Below are 15,132 nucleotides of genomic sequence, written 5' to 3'. Positions count from 1 at the left end.
AAATTACATATTGGCTGATGAGACTTGACTCCGAGTATAAGTAAACCCTCTCGTTATAAATAGCCATCCTACGACCACGTCCATTTTTTCGTCAGCTAGATGCTAAAGTCAGTAGAGATCAATAATAAGCTCTTATCGAAGTGTTCAAAAAATGATCGATAGACAATGATCTGAGGATTTTATTGAATTCTTTTTAGACGCATAGCCCCAGAAGGGTGTTGACCTAGTGGCAAAATAGCCGTTTAATAACCATGACCAATGTTTGACAATTGATCTGTATGCATATACAGTACTTTAAGTGTTTATACAGTATTTTCAAGTTGTAAATTTGTTGCGGCATGTTTGATGTAATGTGTCTTGTAGCCAAGCATTTAAAGGGAACAACAATGAAAAATAATGAACTTTTCAGTATTGCCCAGGTTGCTGATATTTTAGGAGTTTCTAAAGAAACGCTAAGGAGATGGGATAAAAATGGCACATTAAAACCCACTCGAAATGATGGTAATAATTATCGTATGTATCATCGAGGGCAGCTTGAAGAGTTTGAACAAGCAAAGTTGCTATTTAGCAGCACATGGGATCAAGAACATGCAGTTCAACCGAGAAGAAAGTATACATTAGTAGAACTATTCGCTGGTGCGGGAGGACTTGCACTAGGGATGGAAAGAGCTGGGTTCAAATCATTGTTGTTAAATGAAATTGATAAACACGCGTGCGATACCTTACGTTTTAATCGTCCGAAGTGGAACGTTTGCCAATCTGATATTAGTGAGGTGGATTTTACTAAATATCATGGAGCCGATGTTGTATCTGGTGGTTTTCCTTGCCAAGCATTTTCTTACGCTGGAAAGAAAATGGGATTTGAAGATACTCGAGGGACGCTGTTTTTCGAATTCGCGCGTTCGATTAAGGAAATTAGACCAAAAATTTTTATCGCGGAAAATGTGCGTGGTCTTTTAAATCATGAAGGCGGGAAAACGCTTGAAGCAATTAAAAATGTAATTGATGAGTTGGGTTATACATTAGTTGAACCTCGAGTATTAAAAGCTATATTTTTCCGTGTGCCACAGAAGCGGGAGCGCTTGTTTTTGATTGGTGTTCGAAATGATTTGGCGAAACATTTTGAGTTTAAGTGGCCGTCGCCCTATAAACGTATTTTGACTTTGAAAGATGCCTTGAAAGCTGGAGACCTTTATGAATCAGATGTACCTGATTCAGCTGGGCAGAAGTATCCAGACAAAAAGAAAAGGGTACTTGATCTAATCCCCCCAGGAGGCTATTGGCGTGATTTACCAGATACATTGCAGCGGGAGTATATGCAAAAAAGCTATTTTCTTGGCGGCGGCAAGACAGGAATGGCTCGTCGTCTGGCATGGGACGAGCCAAGTTTGACATTGACATGTGCTCCCGCTCAAAAGCAAACAGAACGTTGTCACCCCGATGAAACTCGGCCACTGACTGTTCGCGAATATGCACGAATTCAAACTTTTCCGGACGACTGGAAGTTTTCTGGTCCCTTATCAGCTCAATATAAACAAATCGGGAACGCAGTTCCTGTTAATTTAGCAACAGCTGTAGCAAAATCTGTTGTTACTGCCTTAAATTTATTAGAGACTTGTGAACAACATCATAACCAGAATGAAATTGTAGCAGCCTGATTAGTATTGATTAAGTCGTTATATAAAGCACTTTCAGGTATTAGTGTCGGAGAGTGCTTTAATGACTTCAGATTGAGCCAGTTGATTCACAACGTCTTCAAACTCTTGTTTAAAGTCAGATTCTACAGCTACTGATGCTATAGCTTCTATTAAATCATCATAGAAACCCGGGTCACCAGTGATACGGTGCCATAATTCTTGTCCTATTATTACTGGGTGATGATATTGGCTTGTGATTCTTTTATAGTGACTACTCAGGTCCGAAGGTACACCGTAGACAACACCAACAATCATATCATCGTGAGGGATTCTCAGGTTATTAGTTCGGCCTAAATTGATCACACCGCGAAAGTGGCCGGCTATTGTTTCTACGTCATCTTTATTTATAGTATTCGGTCCCGATTTTAGCTGACAATATTTTCGTTGATGGTCAATTTGATCTTCAAATTCAATATCAATACCGGCGGTAGTACTACCAAAGGCATCCAATAAAATATTCGTGAAGTCTTGTATATGGTTTCCAAATGATGTCGTAATAGATGTACCTAGTACGCGAGGTAATAATAGAGCTCTGGCTATACTGGTGGGGTGTGAATTACCCTCAATAAAGTTAGCTAAATAAGCAGCCAAAAATGGATTTATATTAAAGTGCTTTGGATCCGTTAGCTTCAATGTATTTCGTATATGTCCTTTTGCGATTTTTTCACGGAACCACTCTTTGGAAGCTTCAAGAATTTCTTGTTTTTTTTCATGACTTATCACTATGGTCATCCCTAGGTTAAATTTTCATAATCACTTTCAATTAAATGCCGCAACACATACGTTTAGCTATTAAAACCAAGCACTATTAAACACACAGAGTTGTTATGATCGCAACTACTACCCCAACTTCTCAAAATAAACATCTCGATGCTGCTCAATAAATGGCAAGTGCTGCTCTTTTAGCGGCACCTGCATGTCTTTGTTAATGCCAAGGGCGTAATAGTCGCCAAGTGCTTCAGAAATCAAAATACGGCCTTTGGCGTTAAACGAAATAAAGTGCAAATCGAAGGCTTTATCTAGGTTGGGCGTTAATAATAGGCCGTTATATGGGTCTAGTCGTTCGGCGTTGTCGCTAGTTGACCAGGGTTTAATGTGCGAAGCCATTAGCAGTGAAATGTTTTTGTAGCCGGTTATCGCACAGCCGCCCCATTGTTTAATTAAACGCTCGCGGAACTTGCCTTGACCTCGGCGCGCTTGCACCAGCACTGCTTTGGTCGTTTCGGCGATGCTGTCATCATGCTGAATATGGTCAATGTCTAGTTGCGCTTCAATGTCGCTAAGTTGGTCCAAATATGCGCGGTATAACTCTAAAGCTTTGATGCAGGTTGCGACATGACCTGTCGCAGGGTCACCATAAGTAGCGTTGCTTGCGTCGCTAAGGCCGCGTAATTTATTAATCATTCGCGCCACATCGAAATAGTCATTTACAGCGAAAATGTTTGGCTGTTCAAGGCCATCAAATATCATTAAATCAGCGACTTTCTCTTTTAAAGCGAGCACGTACTCGTCAACTTTCGCTTCTGAGTGGCCAATAGCTTTAGTCCAGATCTTAAATCCGGCCTCATGTGTATCGAGGTTCACGGCGGCGGCAGCTTTAAGTTTGTTGGCTGTTGTTGGGTTTTGTAGAAGTTCAAACAGCTCAACATCAATAAATGCGTATTCAACGGTATTGGCTAGCGATGTCTCAGAAGGTGTTTTTATGGCGTCGTACTGAGTCTGCGCGTCAGGTTTAATGTAGTGGTGCCAAAAAGCTGATGAACGCAAATAATAAAACGGAAATGCAGCGTTAAGTTTGTCGCGTGGGGTTTTTAGTTGCTCAAAATAAAGCGCGAAGCGGTTTTTCAGTGTGTCATTAAAGTAAATGCGTGAATCGGTAATTAGTCCGTCTTGAATGAGATCAATTACCGCAAATAGCATGCAGATTTTGTGGGGGCTAGTGTTGCCACGTGCACGGTTCGGCCGAACATCCTTAAATTGCTGACAGTATTGTTCTAATGTTGCCATGTTGCGTTATTGTCCCATCCGTTGGTAAGAATGCTCGTACAAATTAGCTAATCCCACAATAATCCTGTTCCGCTAAAAACTCAAACTAACCACCAACCGCCGCGCCCCACCATGGTCGCGGTGTTCGCAAAGGTATACCCCTTGCCAAACGCCCATGTTCAGGCGGCCGTTAGTTACGGGAATGGTCACCGAGCTACCTAGCAAACTGGCCTTCAAATGAGCAGGCATGTCGTCAGGGCCCTCGAAGGTATGCCGATAGTAGGGCGCGTTTTCGGGCACCATGTGGTTGAAGTGGCTTTCAAAGTCTTGGCGCACCGTGGGGTCGGCGTTTTCGTTAATGGTTAGCGAGGCCGAGGTGTGCTGAATAAATACGTGCAAAATGCCGGCATCCACCGTGCCTAGCTCAAATAACGCGCGCTCTATGTCGTCGGTTATTAAATGAAACCCGCGTGGCTTCGGCGCAATGGTTATGGTGGTTTGTTTTACCGGCATAGCTCGTCCTAATGTTACATGTTGCCTTTAGCTTAAAGAGTTTGTCGTTCATTTGTAACTTTTCTGCTGCAACTGAACACAAAAATTTTTCACACCCCCCACGCACATACATCCCTAGAAATGCGCCATTCACCCCAACCGCGCAGCAGCAAATAGACCACCACGCGCAGACAGTGCTAATCTATCGCCATACAACAATAAGGAGAATACCCATGGCGAACATCACCAAAACCCATTTAGCCCTAGCCGTTGCGCTGGCGCTTGGCACCGCAGCGTGCTCAGAAGCCCCAGCCCCAAGCGAACAACCGCAGCAGCAAGCCGCTACCCAACAAGTAACCGCTGAAGAGCGCCAAGCCGAGTCTGAAAAAGCCAACAAGCTATTTGAAGACATGTTCATGGAAGCGGTTATGCGCAGCCCTATGTACCAGTCGTACTTAGGCATTAAGCAAGACCAAGACAAGTGGGACGACATTTCAGACGCAAAAGCCGAAGAAGAGCTGGCCATTGCCAAAGCCAATCTAGAAAAAGTTGAAGCCATTGATGAAAACAAACTCAATGAGCAAACCTACCTAAGCTGGCAGCTTATGAAGCAAGAGCTTGAGCAGCAAATTGCTGACCATAAATGGCGCCATTACAACTACCCGGTTAACCAAATGTTTGGTTTGCACTCTAGCGTGGTTTCGCTGCTGATTAACCAGCACCGTATTAGCGACACCACCGACGCTGAAGCCTATATTTCGCGCTTAAACGGTCTGCCAGAGCTATTCGCGCAGCTTGAAGAAAACCTCAAAATTCGTGCTGAAAAAGGCATTATTGCGCCGAAATTTGTGTACCCGTACGTTATTAGCGATAGCCAAAACATTATCAAAGGCGCGCCATTTGATGACGGCGAGCCAAGCGTATTGCTAGAAGACTTCACCAAGAAAATTGGCAACCTAGACATTGAGCAAGCGCAGTATGACCAGCTAGTTAGCGCCGCTGAGCAAGCGCTAACACAGTCGGTTAAGCCAGCTTATGAAGGTTTGATTAGCGCGGTAGAAGACCTTGAGCAGCAGGCCGACACCAAAGACGGCGCGTGGAAGTTCCCAGAAGGCGAGGCGTTTTACAACAACGCGCTACAACGCACCACCACCACTGACTTAACCGCCGATGAAATTCATGAAATTGGCTTAAGCGAAGTGGCACGTATTCACGACGAAATGCGCGTGATTATGGAAAAAGTCGGGTTTGAAGGCACGCTGCAAGAGTTCTTTGTGCACATGCGCAACAACCAAGACTTTATTTACCCAGACACTGCCGAAGGTCGTCAGCGTTATTTAGACGAGGCCACCGCGCTGATTGACACCATGCGCGAGTTTTTAGACGAGCTGTTTATTACCAAACCAAAAGCCGACATGATTGTGAAAGCGGTTGAACCCTTCCGTGAAAAGTCAGCCGGTAAAGCGTTTTATCAGCAGCCTTCTATGGACGGCACCCGCCCGGGCGTTTACTACGCTAACTTGTACGACATGGCCTCTATGCCAACTTACCAAATGGAAGCGCTGGCCTACCACGAGGGTATTCCTGGCCACCACATGCAAATTGCGATTCAGCAAGAGCTTGAGGGTATTCCGTCGTTCCGTAAATTTGGCCGCTACACGGCTTACAGCGAAGGTTGGGGCTTGTACACCGAAATGCTGCCCAAAGAATACGGTTTTTATAAAGACCCGTACTCAGACTTTGGCCGGTTAGCTATGGAGCTATGGCGCGCGGTACGTTTGGTGGTGGATACCGGTATTCACGCGAAACAATGGACCCGCGAAGAGGGTATCGATTTTTACGTGAGCAACACGCCAAACGCCGAAGCCGATGCACGCAAAATGGTTGAGCGCCACATTGTCATGCCTGGCCAAGCCACGGCGTACAAAATTGGTATGCTGAAAATTCTTGAGCTACGCGAAAAAGCGCAAACCGCACTTGGCGACAAGTTTGATATTCGTGAATTCCACGACGTGATTCTTGCCAACGGGCCGGTGCCTTTGAACGTGCTTGAGCAGTTTGTTGATGACTATATTGCTAGCAAACAGGGCTAGTAAAAAGAGCTAACAAACAGTCTTAAAAAGCACTACGCTGCACTTCCGCGAACAAGTTAGCTTGTTCGCGGAAGTAGCGGCAACGCTGCTGAACAAGCTGGGCTAAGGCGCGTAGCTGCTCGTATTGCACCACGGTGATCTTGGTGTCGTTTAGGTTGAGTTGCATGGCTTGGCGTTCAACGTCATCGACTAATTGTTCAAGTCGACGCTGTAGCAAATCAAATTTAATGCCTGCTTCATCAGCAAAACTCAGCAAGTCAAACGCGGTAACCTGGTCAATATCGAAATTATCTCCAATGGCCATGGCTAGTTGCGTATCAAGTTGTTGCTGCTGCTTACTTTGCGACATAGCTTCATAAACCACAGAAACCAGATCATAAAACGGGCTAAGTGTAAGTGCACCACTGCGGCCAACATAGAAACTAACGTTTTTGCCGTGCGCATCGCTGTTACCAATAACTAAGTTAAACAGTACCCAGTCAAGCAATTGCTCTGCCGTATGCGCGGGTACACTGGTTTGCTTAGCAAGCTGAAATAATTTGGTTAGGCTAACGCCGTCACGAATGTGCTTAACATCACGTCCGCTACCAAAGTTTTGTTCATACTTGAACTCTGGCGGTAGGTTCAACGCTTGGCAGGCATCAATAATATGGCGTTTGTCTACTTGCCCCTCTACTTGTTGCTCCAGAACGTGACGGCGGTCAAAACGTTGCACCTCAAGCGCATGATAAGAACCCAGTTTAAGTAGCTTTACTGACGCAACCGTTAGGCCAACTTGGTGCGCTAAACGCATGCAGAAAAACTCATTGAGCACCAAGGTTGGGTGCTTGGCCGACGCAAACTTCAGAATATGTGTGCTGGCATAGTGGCCACTTGCCAGAAATAGCTCTTGAGTGTCATTCACGTACACGTTGAGTTTACTCTGTACGCCCGCAACCGATAGTCGGTATTTTCCGTCCCATAACGTCATGTCAGCGTTATGGGCTAGTCGCTCAGTGAGTTCGTTTTCTGTGACAATTCGTAGCGGGTTCGTGTCGGTCTCAGGTGGATGCTCACCAAATGTTAAAACACCCACGGTATCGTGGCCAATGGCGGATAATATGCCGTAAATATTGCGCCGAGATAAATGTTGAGAGGCTATCAGGCTTTCAAAGGCCGGGCCTTCAGGGAATAAGTTTCGCAAAAAGTTAATGACGTTGGCAGTAGCAATTTGCTCGCCGTTTAAGGGTAGGTGCGGCGATACTGCAAAGCCTTGTTGTTGCCACGTTGGGGTGTATACCCAACTGCATTGTTGGGGGCCATGAAATTTCAGTTCGGCCACGTGATGGGTTTTGGCGTACACGTTTATGGTTGGCACATTAGAACCAGTCATTATTTACCTCGCCAACCTCGGACGTGTCGCTGACGGTGAGTTGAATACCAAGTGCATCAAGCACCTTGAATAAGGTTTCAACGCGCACGCTTTCTAAGCCTTTTTCAACATTGTTATACGCTTGTTTTGACAGCTGACATAAGCTGGCCGCGTCTTCTAAGGTAATGCCGAGCATGGTGCGTTTATGGCGCACCAATGCTCCAATTGTGGCCATGTTGTTAGCCCGAGATAGGTCAGGTTTTGGTGTGATGGTAATATTGCGCGCCATATAATCCTTCCATGCTAGGATAATAATCTGTTTGAGCTTAGGTAATTTATAAATCCTATACAAATAGGAATATAGTATGAATTATCGATAAATCAAGTTTATTCCTATTAACTTAGGATATTGTTGGGGTATGGTATTTTAATGTGTAAAATATGGCGAGTTAATTGCTAATTCGCCATATTTTGCTATTCTTGATGCATGTTTCTTACATAGGGGTTGCCTGCTAAGGCTAAATACATGCAAACAGTTGACGATTTTCACGCTACACTTGGCGAATTAATTAAACGCCAGCGGGCACTCACCATGCCGCAGCGCGACTTCGCCCTGCGTGTTGGTTGCAGCCAGCGCACGCTTACCCGCCTTGAGCAAGGCCAGCCGGTTAACTCCGAAACTTTGTTTAACGCGCTAGCGGTGTTAGGGCTATTGGATGACTTTATTGCGCTAGCAGACAACAAGCTTCGTGCTGCCAAGCATTTACCCGAGCGTAAACGCCAGCCTGACAGCGAGACATTCGATAATGACTTCTAGCGCTTATGTGTTTATTGAAGGCTTGGCCGAGCAGCCGGTCATTTGTGGGCGTTTTGAGCTCAACAGCCACGCTAAACAGGGTCGTTTTGTTTATGGTCGCTCTTACTTGGAGCGTGTAGACGCTTTCGCACTTGACCCTGTGCACCTGCCGCTTACCGACACGCTTCAGCATTGCCACGTGAATAATGGCCTGTTTGGTGTGCTTGCTGATGCTGGCGCTGATGCCTGGGGCCGCAAGCTCATTCTGCAGCTACACCAAACCAAGCCGCAAAACGAACTTGAGTATCTTATTGCTGGCTCTGCTATGGGTGTTGGCGCGTTAACTTTTAGCTTGTCGTCCGAGAAAACGAAAACGAAGCACTCGCGTAATGCCATCAATGATCTCGAGCTATTACTACAAGGCAAAAATGCGATATTAGCCGCCGAAACTGTTTCTGACGAAGTAAAACAAGCTTTTGTTTACGGCTCGTCAATGGGCGGCGCGCGACCAAAAACACTGCTAACCCACAATGGCCACGAGTACTTGGTTAAATTCAACAAGCCCGACGACTTATATAATGTGGCCCGCGTTGAACATGCAACCATGCGCATGCTGGCCGAGCTAGACGGGGTTTGCGTGGCGGAAACCGAAGTGTTGCAAGGCATTGGCGGTAGCGAAGACGTATTGCTAGTTAAGCGTTTTGACCGTGCCGATCAGCGCGTTAGCCACCACTTTATAAGCGCAAATAGCTTGCTGCTGGAAGGCGCGGTGAGTGAGCGTAGCTTAGCCGCAGGGTATAGTTATGGGCGGCTGGCTGAATTGCTTCGTTTGCATAGTACGGTGGCCACCGATGCCCACGAGTTATTTATGCGCATGGCCTTTAATGTGTTCATTGGTAATACCGACGATCATGCGCGCAATCACGCGTGGCTGCGGCCTATTGCCGCTGGGCGGCACGAGCCGGCATGGCAATTAGCGCCGGCTTATGACGTACTGCCTATTAGTGCTTCTAAGCTGCATGGGCTTGGTATGGGTGACTTGGGGCGGCATGGCTCGATAGAGAATTTGCTTTCGCAAGCTAGTCGGTTTGGTTTGCAAGAGTTCAAGGCCAAAGCTATTGTCAACCAAGTGCGTGAGCTGGTCGCGCAGTGGCCGCAGTATATGGCGCGCTTTGGTGTGGGAGATGGCGACATAGAGCGCTTGCGTAAAATTATTCCGGCTGTGGCTTAGTGGCTCAGACTTAAGAGGTTGTACATGAAAATATGGGTGGACGCCGATGCGTGTCCGACAGTTATTAAAGACATTTTGTATCGGGCGGCCGAGCGCAAGCAGCTTGAGCTTATACTCGTGGCGAACCAAATGCTGCGGGTGCCACCGTCGAAATGGATAAAAACCAAGCAAGTTGCGTCAGGATTTGACGTAGCCGATGACTTTATTGCGCAAAGCTGCGAGGCCGGCGACATTGTTATTACCGCCGATATTCCGCTTGCGGCCGACGTGATTAAAAAAGGCGGGCAGGCGCTTAGCCCGCGAGGTGAGCTGTATACCACCGCCAACATTGGCAGCCGCCTGAACATGCGTGACTTTATGGACACCATGCGCAGCAGCGGCGAACATACCGGCGGCCCTCCACCGCTGCATCAGCGCGATCGCATGGCCTTTGCCAACGAACTGGACAAGTTGCTAGCGCGCGTTCGTTAGCACTTTTACGCGCAGAAAAGTGTAGGAAAAGTAGCTTTTATGAAAATGAAACCCGGTAAATATCAGCACTACAAAGGCCCAATGTACGAGGTGATCGACACCGTGCGCCATTCGGAAACCGAAGAATGGATGGTGTTATATCGCCCGCTATATGGCGACGAGCAGGGGCTGTGGGTGCGCCCCTACGATATGTTTTTGCAGTCGGTTAGCGTGGACGGTGTGCAAGTACCACGCTTCCGTTTTCTTGGTGAAGAATGGGGCGACGAATAGCCTATTGGTTTGTGGCCTGCTCAGGAGTCATTTCTTGCCACAACTGAATGGGATTGCCTTCAGGGTCTGCTAAGCGAGCAAACCTGCCGTTTGGATGTGTTTCTGGGTCAACTTTCACTTCAATCCCGGCTTCGCGCAATTGCGCCACCATGGCGTCTAAGTCGCGCACCCGAAAGTTAAACATAAACTGCTGATCGTCAGTGCCAAAATATTTGGTTTTACTATTAAACACACCAAATACTGTGCTGCCGCCCGCTTGCACCCATGGCTGTTCTTCGTAGGTTTTTGGTGTTTGTTTAACGCCTAAATGTTCTTCATACCATTTGGCTAACGCTGCAGGGTTTTCCGCTTTAAAAAATACTCCACCAAAACCTAACACGGCTTCGCGTTCGGCTGCAGCTGCAGTGGTTAATATGCCCACAGCTACCGCAGCAATGATGGTTTTAATGAGTTTGCTCATGGTTCGTCCTTTTATTGGTCAAGATACGCCAAAATATCACCAGGCTGGCAGTTAAGCTCACGACAAATTGCTTCTAATGTGCTGAATCGAATAGCTTTTACCTTGCCTGTTTTCAGCAGCGACAAATTAGTCATGGACACACCAACGCGCTCAGATAGTTCGGTAAGCGACATTTTGTTTTTGGCTAATTCAACATCTAAGTTAATTTGAATGGCCATATTAAACCACTTCGACAGCGTGTTCGTCGGTTAAAAAGTGATAAGCCAATAGTAACATCAGCGCCGGAAACAAAACGATGTTAACCACGGCAAGTACAAGTGTTAATTGCAATACGGCGGCAATAAGCATGCCGACTGCAAATAGTTTGAGCGTGGTTGGTAGCGCAATAAAACGCGCAAGCATAGCTGAGCACATGCCAATAAGTGCAAAACAATAGAGTAATAAGAACACGATGCCGGCAACTAAGGTTACGTCAATGATGGTTTCCGCTATGCTGGGAAATAGGCTCAAGCCAAGCAAAATATCAACGGCAACCGTGCTATGAAATAGTGCAACAAAAAACGCCATGGCCAACAGCATAGTGGCAATCAACCCGCCGCCAATTTGATCGCGAAAGTACTTACTAAGGCTGAAATACACGTAAATCTCAAGTGCGCCGATGGCCACAAACAAAATATCCCAACCACTCAATTCAAGAAAATCAGCGCGAAAGGCTATTTCAGCGTTATCGATAATAAATCCGAAAGTGGCTATCCAATAAATGGGAAACAATACCGCGAGGGCTATAGCTGCAATGCCGGCGAGTTTGTATTTGGTGTTATCCATGATTTTTCTCCAAATTGATGTGTCTATAAAATAGCCGCTGAATAAATGTTTTGCAATAAATAATTTATGATAAACATAAAATAATTACTTTTGGTTTATACAAATCCAGCCGGCATCTAGTGTGCCGTAAAGTTGCCGTAGTGAATTTCATTGAATGTGGTAACTTGTGGCTAACCATTTCGTGGAATTAGCATCATGAACATTAATTCAAACCGATTAAAGCAATTACGTGCCGAGCGTAACTGGTCACAGGAACAGCTCAGTGAACTGTGCGGTGTTAATCTGCGCACTATTCAGCGCATAGAAACACGTGGTACTGCTTCGTTAGAAACCGCTAAAGCCTTGGCCGCTGTGTTTGACGTGTCGGTTGATGCGTTGGCCGGTAGCAATAGTGCCCCTGCAAAAAATGCTGTGCTACAAAGCGTTTGGGGAAGTTTGCAGAACTTTGATGATTTCAGTGGTCGCGCTACGCGTTATGAATTTTGGTGGTTCTTTGTGCTTTTTGTGCTGGTGCTGGGTTTAGTGGAGTTCATTCACCCGGTTTTAATGAGCATGGTGGCTATTGTTCTGTTGTTGCCATTTTTAGCAGTTTCTACGCGCCGACTTCGTGATGCTGGACAGAGTCCATGGTGGCAACTGATGATGCTTGTGCCCTTTGGCATATTATTAGTCATGTATTACTGGGCCATGCCGCGACCAGAAGAGCCGCCAACTACTGAGCAGCCCTCTAATCAGTAATTCTTTAGCTACGCGAAAGCGTTTTAATTAAGTGCCACCCAAACTTGGTCTTAATGGGCCCATGCACTTCTAGCGTGGGCTTGCCAAACACTACCTTGTCAAATTCTGACACCATTTGGCCACGGCCAAACTCACCTAAATCACCGCCTTTCTTGCCTGAGGGGCAAAGTGAGTGCTTACGTGCAAGCTCGCCAAACTTTTTGCCGTTGGCCAGTTGCTGCTTCAATTTTTCTGCTTCTTCGCGGGTATTCACCAAAATATGTAAGGCATGTGCGCGTGCCATGTTGCTGTTCCTGTTTGCTAAAGTTGCCAATAAAACATGCGCGATTCTTTGTTCAGCGCATACACGGTGGTGGCTCTGTCGCAGGCGCGGCCGGCGGCACCGTAACACACGTGCAATGGTAGCAAATGTTCTTCGCGCGGGTGACAAAAACGTGCATGTGGGGCTTCGGCCCAGTTGCTGAGCATGTGCTGGCGCTCGGTTTCGGTCAGCTCTTGGTCGCTGCAAATTAGTTCAAGCCAAGTTTGAAATGCCGTGTTTTTGCTGTCGGCTTGATTGTCGCCAGGCGCAAAAAAAGCTTTCATGTTATGAAACGAAAAACCCGAGCCAATAATCAGTAGGTTATCGTAATCAAGTGCCTGTAAGGCCTGGCCTAGTTTAATGTGCGCTTCCGCGTCAAGGTTGTTCATTAATGATAGTTGCACACACGGAATGTCAGCGTCTGGGTACATGAGTTTTAGTGGCACGAATAAGCCGTGATCAAACCCGCGTTTGGGGTCGCCCACGGCTTCAATACCAGTGGCGGTAATGGCGCCCAATACTTGTGCGGCCAGCTCGGGTTCACCCGCGGCTGGGTACTGAATGTTGTACGACTCTGGCGGAAAGCCGTAGTAGTCATAAATTAACTCCGGCTGGGCCGCGGTGGTAACGTGCGGCACGTCGGTTTCCCAGTGTGCGCTAATGACCAATATGGCTTTTGGCTTGGGCATGGTTTGTGCCGCTTCACGCAGTGCTTGGTTCATGCTCTCGTGGCTTTTATCCCCAAGCAGCGGCATTGGCCCGCCACCGTGCGCAATATATAGAATTTGTTTCATAGTCGTCTCCTTGCTCTAAGCTTACAGTCGCTGAGAGAGAAATTCGAGTGTAGCGCGCATTGCGCCGCTTAAGTAAAGTTTTTGTTGAGTTGTTGGGCTACCACCGCTACCGTATGTAAATCATGAAGGGGGCAGCTATGGCGATGACGGTAGACGAATTAATACAGGCTTTGGATGAAAATGGAATTTCCCACCAAGTTCCCGACGAGTTTGATGACCGCGTTGTTATTGGTGTAGCGACAGAAGGTTACATTGATCAAGACGGTAACCAAGGCATTCCTATTCAGTTATGCTTGGCAGAAGCTGGGTCTGTTGCCTATTTTTTCGTTGCCCTACCTTTATTCGAGCACGTGCTTTCTCCGGTAAGCCCACTTATGAGCTTGCCTAACCGCGAAAGGCTATTGGAGTTCACCAACCATGTGAATAACCAAGTGAAATTCAGCGGCTTTTCGGTTGACGACAGTGACGACGTGGTGTTTTTGTACGCGTTGCCGATTGAAGAAGAAGGGCAAAAGCTTGGGGTAGCAACCATTGCAAGAATTTGTGAAGCAACAGCCGACGCAGTGGATATGTTGTACCGATTATTAGCTGAAGCGGACAGCAACGAATGAAAAATATCGCGTTTTATCACACCAATGCCGACAAACTTGCGTCGCAATATGACAGTTTAACCTTTGAGCAAGTGCACGCCGACTGGCTGCCGGTGCTGCAATTGCTGCCGCGCGGCGCGAGTATCGTCGATATTGGTGCGGGTTCGGGGCGCGATGCATTGGCTCTGCACCATCAGGGCTTTCATGTGACCGGGGTTGAGCCGGCCGATAAGCTGCGCAAACTAGGCCAACAAAAGTCATCGGAAATTATTTGGCTTGATGACAAGCTGCCGGAGCTGCGCCGTTTAAAGCTGAATCAACGCTACGATTTGGTGCTTATCAGCGCGGTGTGGATGCATCTTGGCCGAAATGAACAGAAAAAAGCGCTAAAAAGCCTTAAACAGCTGTTAAAACCTAATGGTTTTGCCGTGATTACTCTGCGTTTTGGTCATTTTGACGATGGCCGAACGGCCTATGAATTAGATGCCGATTGGCTGATTCACGAAGCGGCAACCAACAGCTTGCAGTTGCACTTAAATAGCGCCGCCAACGATAAGCTAGCCCGTCATGATGTCAGCTGGCAAACATTAGTATTCCGCCGGCTGCCCGAGTAATTATTTAAAGTTGAATTTCATAGTGGCTCCCATCGGGCAACTCAACTTCAAGCTTCAATTTTGAGCCAGTCGCTTCTACATAGCGCTTCAGTGAAGATATTTTCATGTCGCGTCCTGGCTTTTCAAGATCAGAAACCGTAGGTTGTTTTACACCTAAAGTTTTGGCCATTTGTAATTGAGTTATCTGTAATTTTTCGCGTAGCTTTGCCAAGTGAATATCTAATAAAATATCAGCAGCTTTTTTCTCAGCATTTGCAACAACACTTGGCTTTTCGTTTGCCAAAATATCTTCGAGTGTTCTACCCATTGGAGTCGTCCTCTTTAAAAAGGGTAAGCGGATTAAATGGTTGATCTTACCTTTGCATGAGAGTGAGACAGACCGGCATCTCATCGGATTATCTGGTTGATGCTTCACCTACTGCT

General features: G+C 46.7%; 20 protein-coding genes. 9 read left to right on the top strand and 11 right to left on the bottom strand.

The genetic code is table 11. From position 1 onward, the window contains the following. Positions 1 to 386 precede the first annotated feature (386 nt). Positions 387 to 1,658, top strand: a complete 1,272-nt coding sequence (dcm, locus tag BM334_RS09925; RefSeq protein WP_092841305.1) for a DNA (cytosine-5-)-methyltransferase — start codon at positions 387 to 389, stop codon at positions 1,656 to 1,658. Between the two features lie 33 nt (positions 1,659 to 1,691). Here dcm and BM334_RS09920 read toward each other — a convergent pair whose 3' ends face one another. The 3 genes from BM334_RS09920 to BM334_RS09910 all read right to left on the bottom strand — a co-directional run bounded on the left by BM334_RS09920 (position 1,692) and on the right by BM334_RS09910 (position 4,196). After that, positions 1,692 to 2,420 carry a PmeII family type II restriction endonuclease gene (locus BM334_RS09920; protein ID WP_198677352.1) on the bottom strand — a complete coding sequence of 243 codons (729 nt, stop codon included), beginning with the start codon at positions 2,418 to 2,420 and terminating at the stop codon, positions 1,692 to 1,694. A gap of 117 nt (positions 2,421 to 2,537) precedes the next feature. After that, entirely contained in the window at positions 2,538 to 3,704 is a 1,167-nt protein-coding gene (locus tag BM334_RS09915) for an HNH endonuclease (RefSeq protein ID WP_092841301.1), read from the bottom strand. Between the two features lie 72 nt (positions 3,705 to 3,776). Continuing rightward, a complete protein-coding gene (locus tag BM334_RS09910) occupies positions 3,777 to 4,196 on the bottom strand; it encodes a secondary thiamine-phosphate synthase enzyme YjbQ (protein WP_092841299.1) in 420 nt (139 codons plus the stop codon). Positions 4,197 to 4,408: 212 nt separating this feature from the next. Here BM334_RS09910 and BM334_RS09905 point away from each other — a divergent pair, with 212 nt between their 5' ends. Continuing rightward, positions 4,409 to 6,268: a DUF885 domain-containing protein gene (locus BM334_RS09905; protein WP_092841297.1), complete on the top strand. Its 1,860-nt coding sequence runs from the start codon at positions 4,409 to 4,411 to the stop codon at positions 6,266 to 6,268. Between the two features lie 22 nt (positions 6,269 to 6,290). Here the strand turns inward: BM334_RS09905 and BM334_RS09900 are convergent, their stop codons facing one another. Continuing rightward, a complete protein-coding gene (locus BM334_RS09900) occupies positions 6,291 to 7,640 on the bottom strand; it encodes a HipA domain-containing protein (RefSeq protein WP_092841295.1) in 1,350 nt (449 codons plus the stop codon). Continuing rightward, entirely contained in the window at positions 7,627 to 7,908 is a 282-nt protein-coding gene (locus BM334_RS09895) for a helix-turn-helix domain-containing protein (protein ID WP_092841294.1), read from the bottom strand. The genes BM334_RS09900 and BM334_RS09895 overlap by 14 nt, the downstream gene beginning before the upstream one ends. A 237-nt stretch (positions 7,909 to 8,145) precedes the next feature. Between BM334_RS09895 and BM334_RS09890 the strand changes: the two genes are divergently transcribed. Genes BM334_RS09890 through BM334_RS09875 form a run of 4 tightly spaced genes read left to right on the top strand, consistent with a single transcriptional unit; the run spans position 8,146 to position 10,387 of the window. Then, a complete protein-coding gene (locus BM334_RS09890) occupies positions 8,146 to 8,436 on the top strand; it encodes a helix-turn-helix domain-containing protein (RefSeq protein WP_092841292.1) in 291 nt (96 codons plus the stop codon). Then, complete coding sequence (locus BM334_RS09885; RefSeq protein ID WP_092841290.1) at positions 8,426 to 9,646, top strand: type II toxin-antitoxin system HipA family toxin; 1,221 nt, start codon at positions 8,426 to 8,428, stop codon at positions 9,644 to 9,646. The genes BM334_RS09890 and BM334_RS09885 overlap by 11 nt, the downstream gene beginning before the upstream one ends. Positions 9,647 to 9,670: 24 nt before the next feature. Next, a complete protein-coding gene (locus tag BM334_RS09880) occupies positions 9,671 to 10,117 on the top strand; it encodes a YaiI/YqxD family protein (RefSeq protein ID WP_092841288.1) in 447 nt (148 codons plus the stop codon). Positions 10,118 to 10,156: 39 nt separating this feature from the next. After that, a complete protein-coding gene (locus BM334_RS09875) occupies positions 10,157 to 10,387 on the top strand; it encodes a DUF1653 domain-containing protein (protein ID WP_092841286.1) in 231 nt (76 codons plus the stop codon). Between the two features lies 1 nt (position 10,388). Here the strand turns inward: BM334_RS09875 and BM334_RS09870 are convergent, their stop codons facing one another. The 3 genes from BM334_RS09870 to BM334_RS09860 are packed head-to-tail and all read right to left on the bottom strand — an operon-like array spanning position 10,389 to position 11,672. Beyond that, on the bottom strand, positions 10,389 to 10,847 hold the full coding sequence (locus BM334_RS09870) for a VOC family protein (protein ID WP_092841284.1): 459 nt from the start codon (positions 10,845 to 10,847) through the stop codon (positions 10,389 to 10,391). A gap of 11 nt (positions 10,848 to 10,858) precedes the next feature. Then, positions 10,859 to 11,065: a helix-turn-helix domain-containing protein gene (locus tag BM334_RS09865; protein WP_092841282.1), complete on the bottom strand. Its 207-nt coding sequence runs from the start codon at positions 11,063 to 11,065 to the stop codon at positions 10,859 to 10,861. Between the two features lies 1 nt (position 11,066). Further along, positions 11,067 to 11,672: a hypothetical protein gene (locus tag BM334_RS09860; RefSeq protein WP_092841280.1), complete on the bottom strand. Its 606-nt coding sequence runs from the start codon at positions 11,670 to 11,672 to the stop codon at positions 11,067 to 11,069. A 195-nt stretch (positions 11,673 to 11,867) separates the two neighbouring features. Between BM334_RS09860 and BM334_RS12730 the strand changes: the two genes are divergently transcribed. Then, positions 11,868 to 12,410, top strand: a complete 543-nt coding sequence (locus tag BM334_RS12730; protein ID WP_198677353.1) for a DUF805 domain-containing protein — start codon at positions 11,868 to 11,870, stop codon at positions 12,408 to 12,410. 4 nt (positions 12,411 to 12,414) lie between these two features. Here the strand turns inward: BM334_RS12730 and BM334_RS09845 are convergent, their stop codons facing one another. Together BM334_RS09845 and BM334_RS09840 are read right to left on the bottom strand one after the other, a co-directional pair. Continuing rightward, positions 12,415 to 12,723 carry a peptidylprolyl isomerase gene (locus BM334_RS09845; protein WP_256209434.1) on the bottom strand — a complete coding sequence of 103 codons (309 nt, stop codon included), beginning with the start codon at positions 12,721 to 12,723 and terminating at the stop codon, positions 12,415 to 12,417. Beyond that, entirely contained in the window at positions 12,711 to 13,505 is a 795-nt protein-coding gene (locus tag BM334_RS09840; protein ID WP_092841276.1) for a DODA-type extradiol aromatic ring-opening family dioxygenase, read from the bottom strand. Before BM334_RS09840 ends, BM334_RS09845 begins: the two co-directional genes overlap by 13 nt. Positions 13,506 to 13,642: 137 nt before the next feature. On the opposite strand from BM334_RS09840, the gene BM334_RS09835 reads away from it, so the two are divergent. Together BM334_RS09835 and BM334_RS09830 are read left to right on the top strand one after the other, a co-directional pair. After that, complete coding sequence (locus tag BM334_RS09835; protein ID WP_055438995.1) at positions 13,643 to 14,116, top strand: YbjN domain-containing protein; 474 nt, start codon at positions 13,643 to 13,645, stop codon at positions 14,114 to 14,116. Further along, the gene (locus BM334_RS09830) at positions 14,113 to 14,709 is read left to right on the top strand and encodes a class I SAM-dependent methyltransferase (protein ID WP_092841274.1); all 597 of its coding nucleotides are present in this window, start codon (positions 14,113 to 14,115) and stop codon (positions 14,707 to 14,709) included. The genes BM334_RS09835 and BM334_RS09830 overlap by 4 nt, the downstream gene beginning before the upstream one ends. Before the next feature lie 4 nt (positions 14,710 to 14,713). On the opposite strand, the gene BM334_RS09825 is transcribed toward BM334_RS09830, so the two are convergent. Beyond that, complete coding sequence (locus BM334_RS09825) at positions 14,714 to 15,016, bottom strand: helix-turn-helix domain-containing protein (protein ID WP_092841272.1); 303 nt, start codon at positions 15,014 to 15,016, stop codon at positions 14,714 to 14,716. Positions 15,017 to 15,132 lie beyond the last annotated feature (116 nt).

This window comes from Pseudidiomarina donghaiensis (assembly GCF_900116895.1).
Taxonomy (GTDB): Bacteria; Pseudomonadota; Gammaproteobacteria; order Enterobacterales; family Alteromonadaceae; genus Pseudidiomarina; species Pseudidiomarina donghaiensis.
The sequence above is the reverse complement of the archived record's forward strand: the minus strand, read 5'-3'. Positions and strand labels throughout refer to the sequence as shown.

Coding starts and splice junctions, on each gene's coding strand:
- BM334_RS09835 (WP_055438995.1), top strand. CDS start 13,643: ATGGCGATGACGGTAGACGAATTAATACAGGCTTTGGATGAAAATGGA.
- BM334_RS09890 (WP_092841292.1), top strand. CDS start 8,146: ATGCAAACAGTTGACGATTTTCACGCTACACTTGGCGAATTAATTAAA.
- BM334_RS09915 (WP_092841301.1), bottom strand. CDS start 3,704: ATGGCAACATTAGAACAATACTGTCAGCAATTTAAGGATGTTCGGCCG.
- BM334_RS09825 (WP_092841272.1), bottom strand. CDS start 15,016: ATGGGTAGAACACTCGAAGATATTTTGGCAAACGAAAAGCCAAGTGTT.
- BM334_RS09840 (WP_092841276.1), bottom strand. CDS start 13,505: ATGAAACAAATTCTATATATTGCGCACGGTGGCGGGCCAATGCCGCTG.
- BM334_RS09895 (WP_092841294.1), bottom strand. CDS start 7,908: ATGGCGCGCAATATTACCATCACACCAAAACCTGACCTATCTCGGGCT.
- BM334_RS09830 (WP_092841274.1), top strand. CDS start 14,113: ATGAAAAATATCGCGTTTTATCACACCAATGCCGACAAACTTGCGTCG.
- BM334_RS09910 (WP_092841299.1), bottom strand. CDS start 4,196: ATGCCGGTAAAACAAACCACCATAACCATTGCGCCGAAGCCACGCGGG.
- BM334_RS12730 (WP_198677353.1), top strand. CDS start 11,868: ATGAACATTAATTCAAACCGATTAAAGCAATTACGTGCCGAGCGTAAC.
- BM334_RS09860 (WP_092841280.1), bottom strand. CDS start 11,672: ATGGATAACACCAAATACAAACTCGCCGGCATTGCAGCTATAGCCCTC.
- BM334_RS09885 (WP_092841290.1), top strand. CDS start 8,426: ATGACTTCTAGCGCTTATGTGTTTATTGAAGGCTTGGCCGAGCAGCCG.
- dcm (WP_092841305.1), top strand. CDS start 387: ATGAAAAATAATGAACTTTTCAGTATTGCCCAGGTTGCTGATATTTTA.
- BM334_RS09905 (WP_092841297.1), top strand. CDS start 4,409: ATGGCGAACATCACCAAAACCCATTTAGCCCTAGCCGTTGCGCTGGCG.
- BM334_RS09880 (WP_092841288.1), top strand. CDS start 9,671: ATGAAAATATGGGTGGACGCCGATGCGTGTCCGACAGTTATTAAAGAC.
- BM334_RS09900 (WP_092841295.1), bottom strand. CDS start 7,640: ATGACTGGTTCTAATGTGCCAACCATAAACGTGTACGCCAAAACCCAT.
- BM334_RS09865 (WP_092841282.1), bottom strand. CDS start 11,065: ATGGCCATTCAAATTAACTTAGATGTTGAATTAGCCAAAAACAAAATG.
- BM334_RS09870 (WP_092841284.1), bottom strand. CDS start 10,847: ATGAGCAAACTCATTAAAACCATCATTGCTGCGGTAGCTGTGGGCATA.
- BM334_RS09875 (WP_092841286.1), top strand. CDS start 10,157: ATGAAAATGAAACCCGGTAAATATCAGCACTACAAAGGCCCAATGTAC.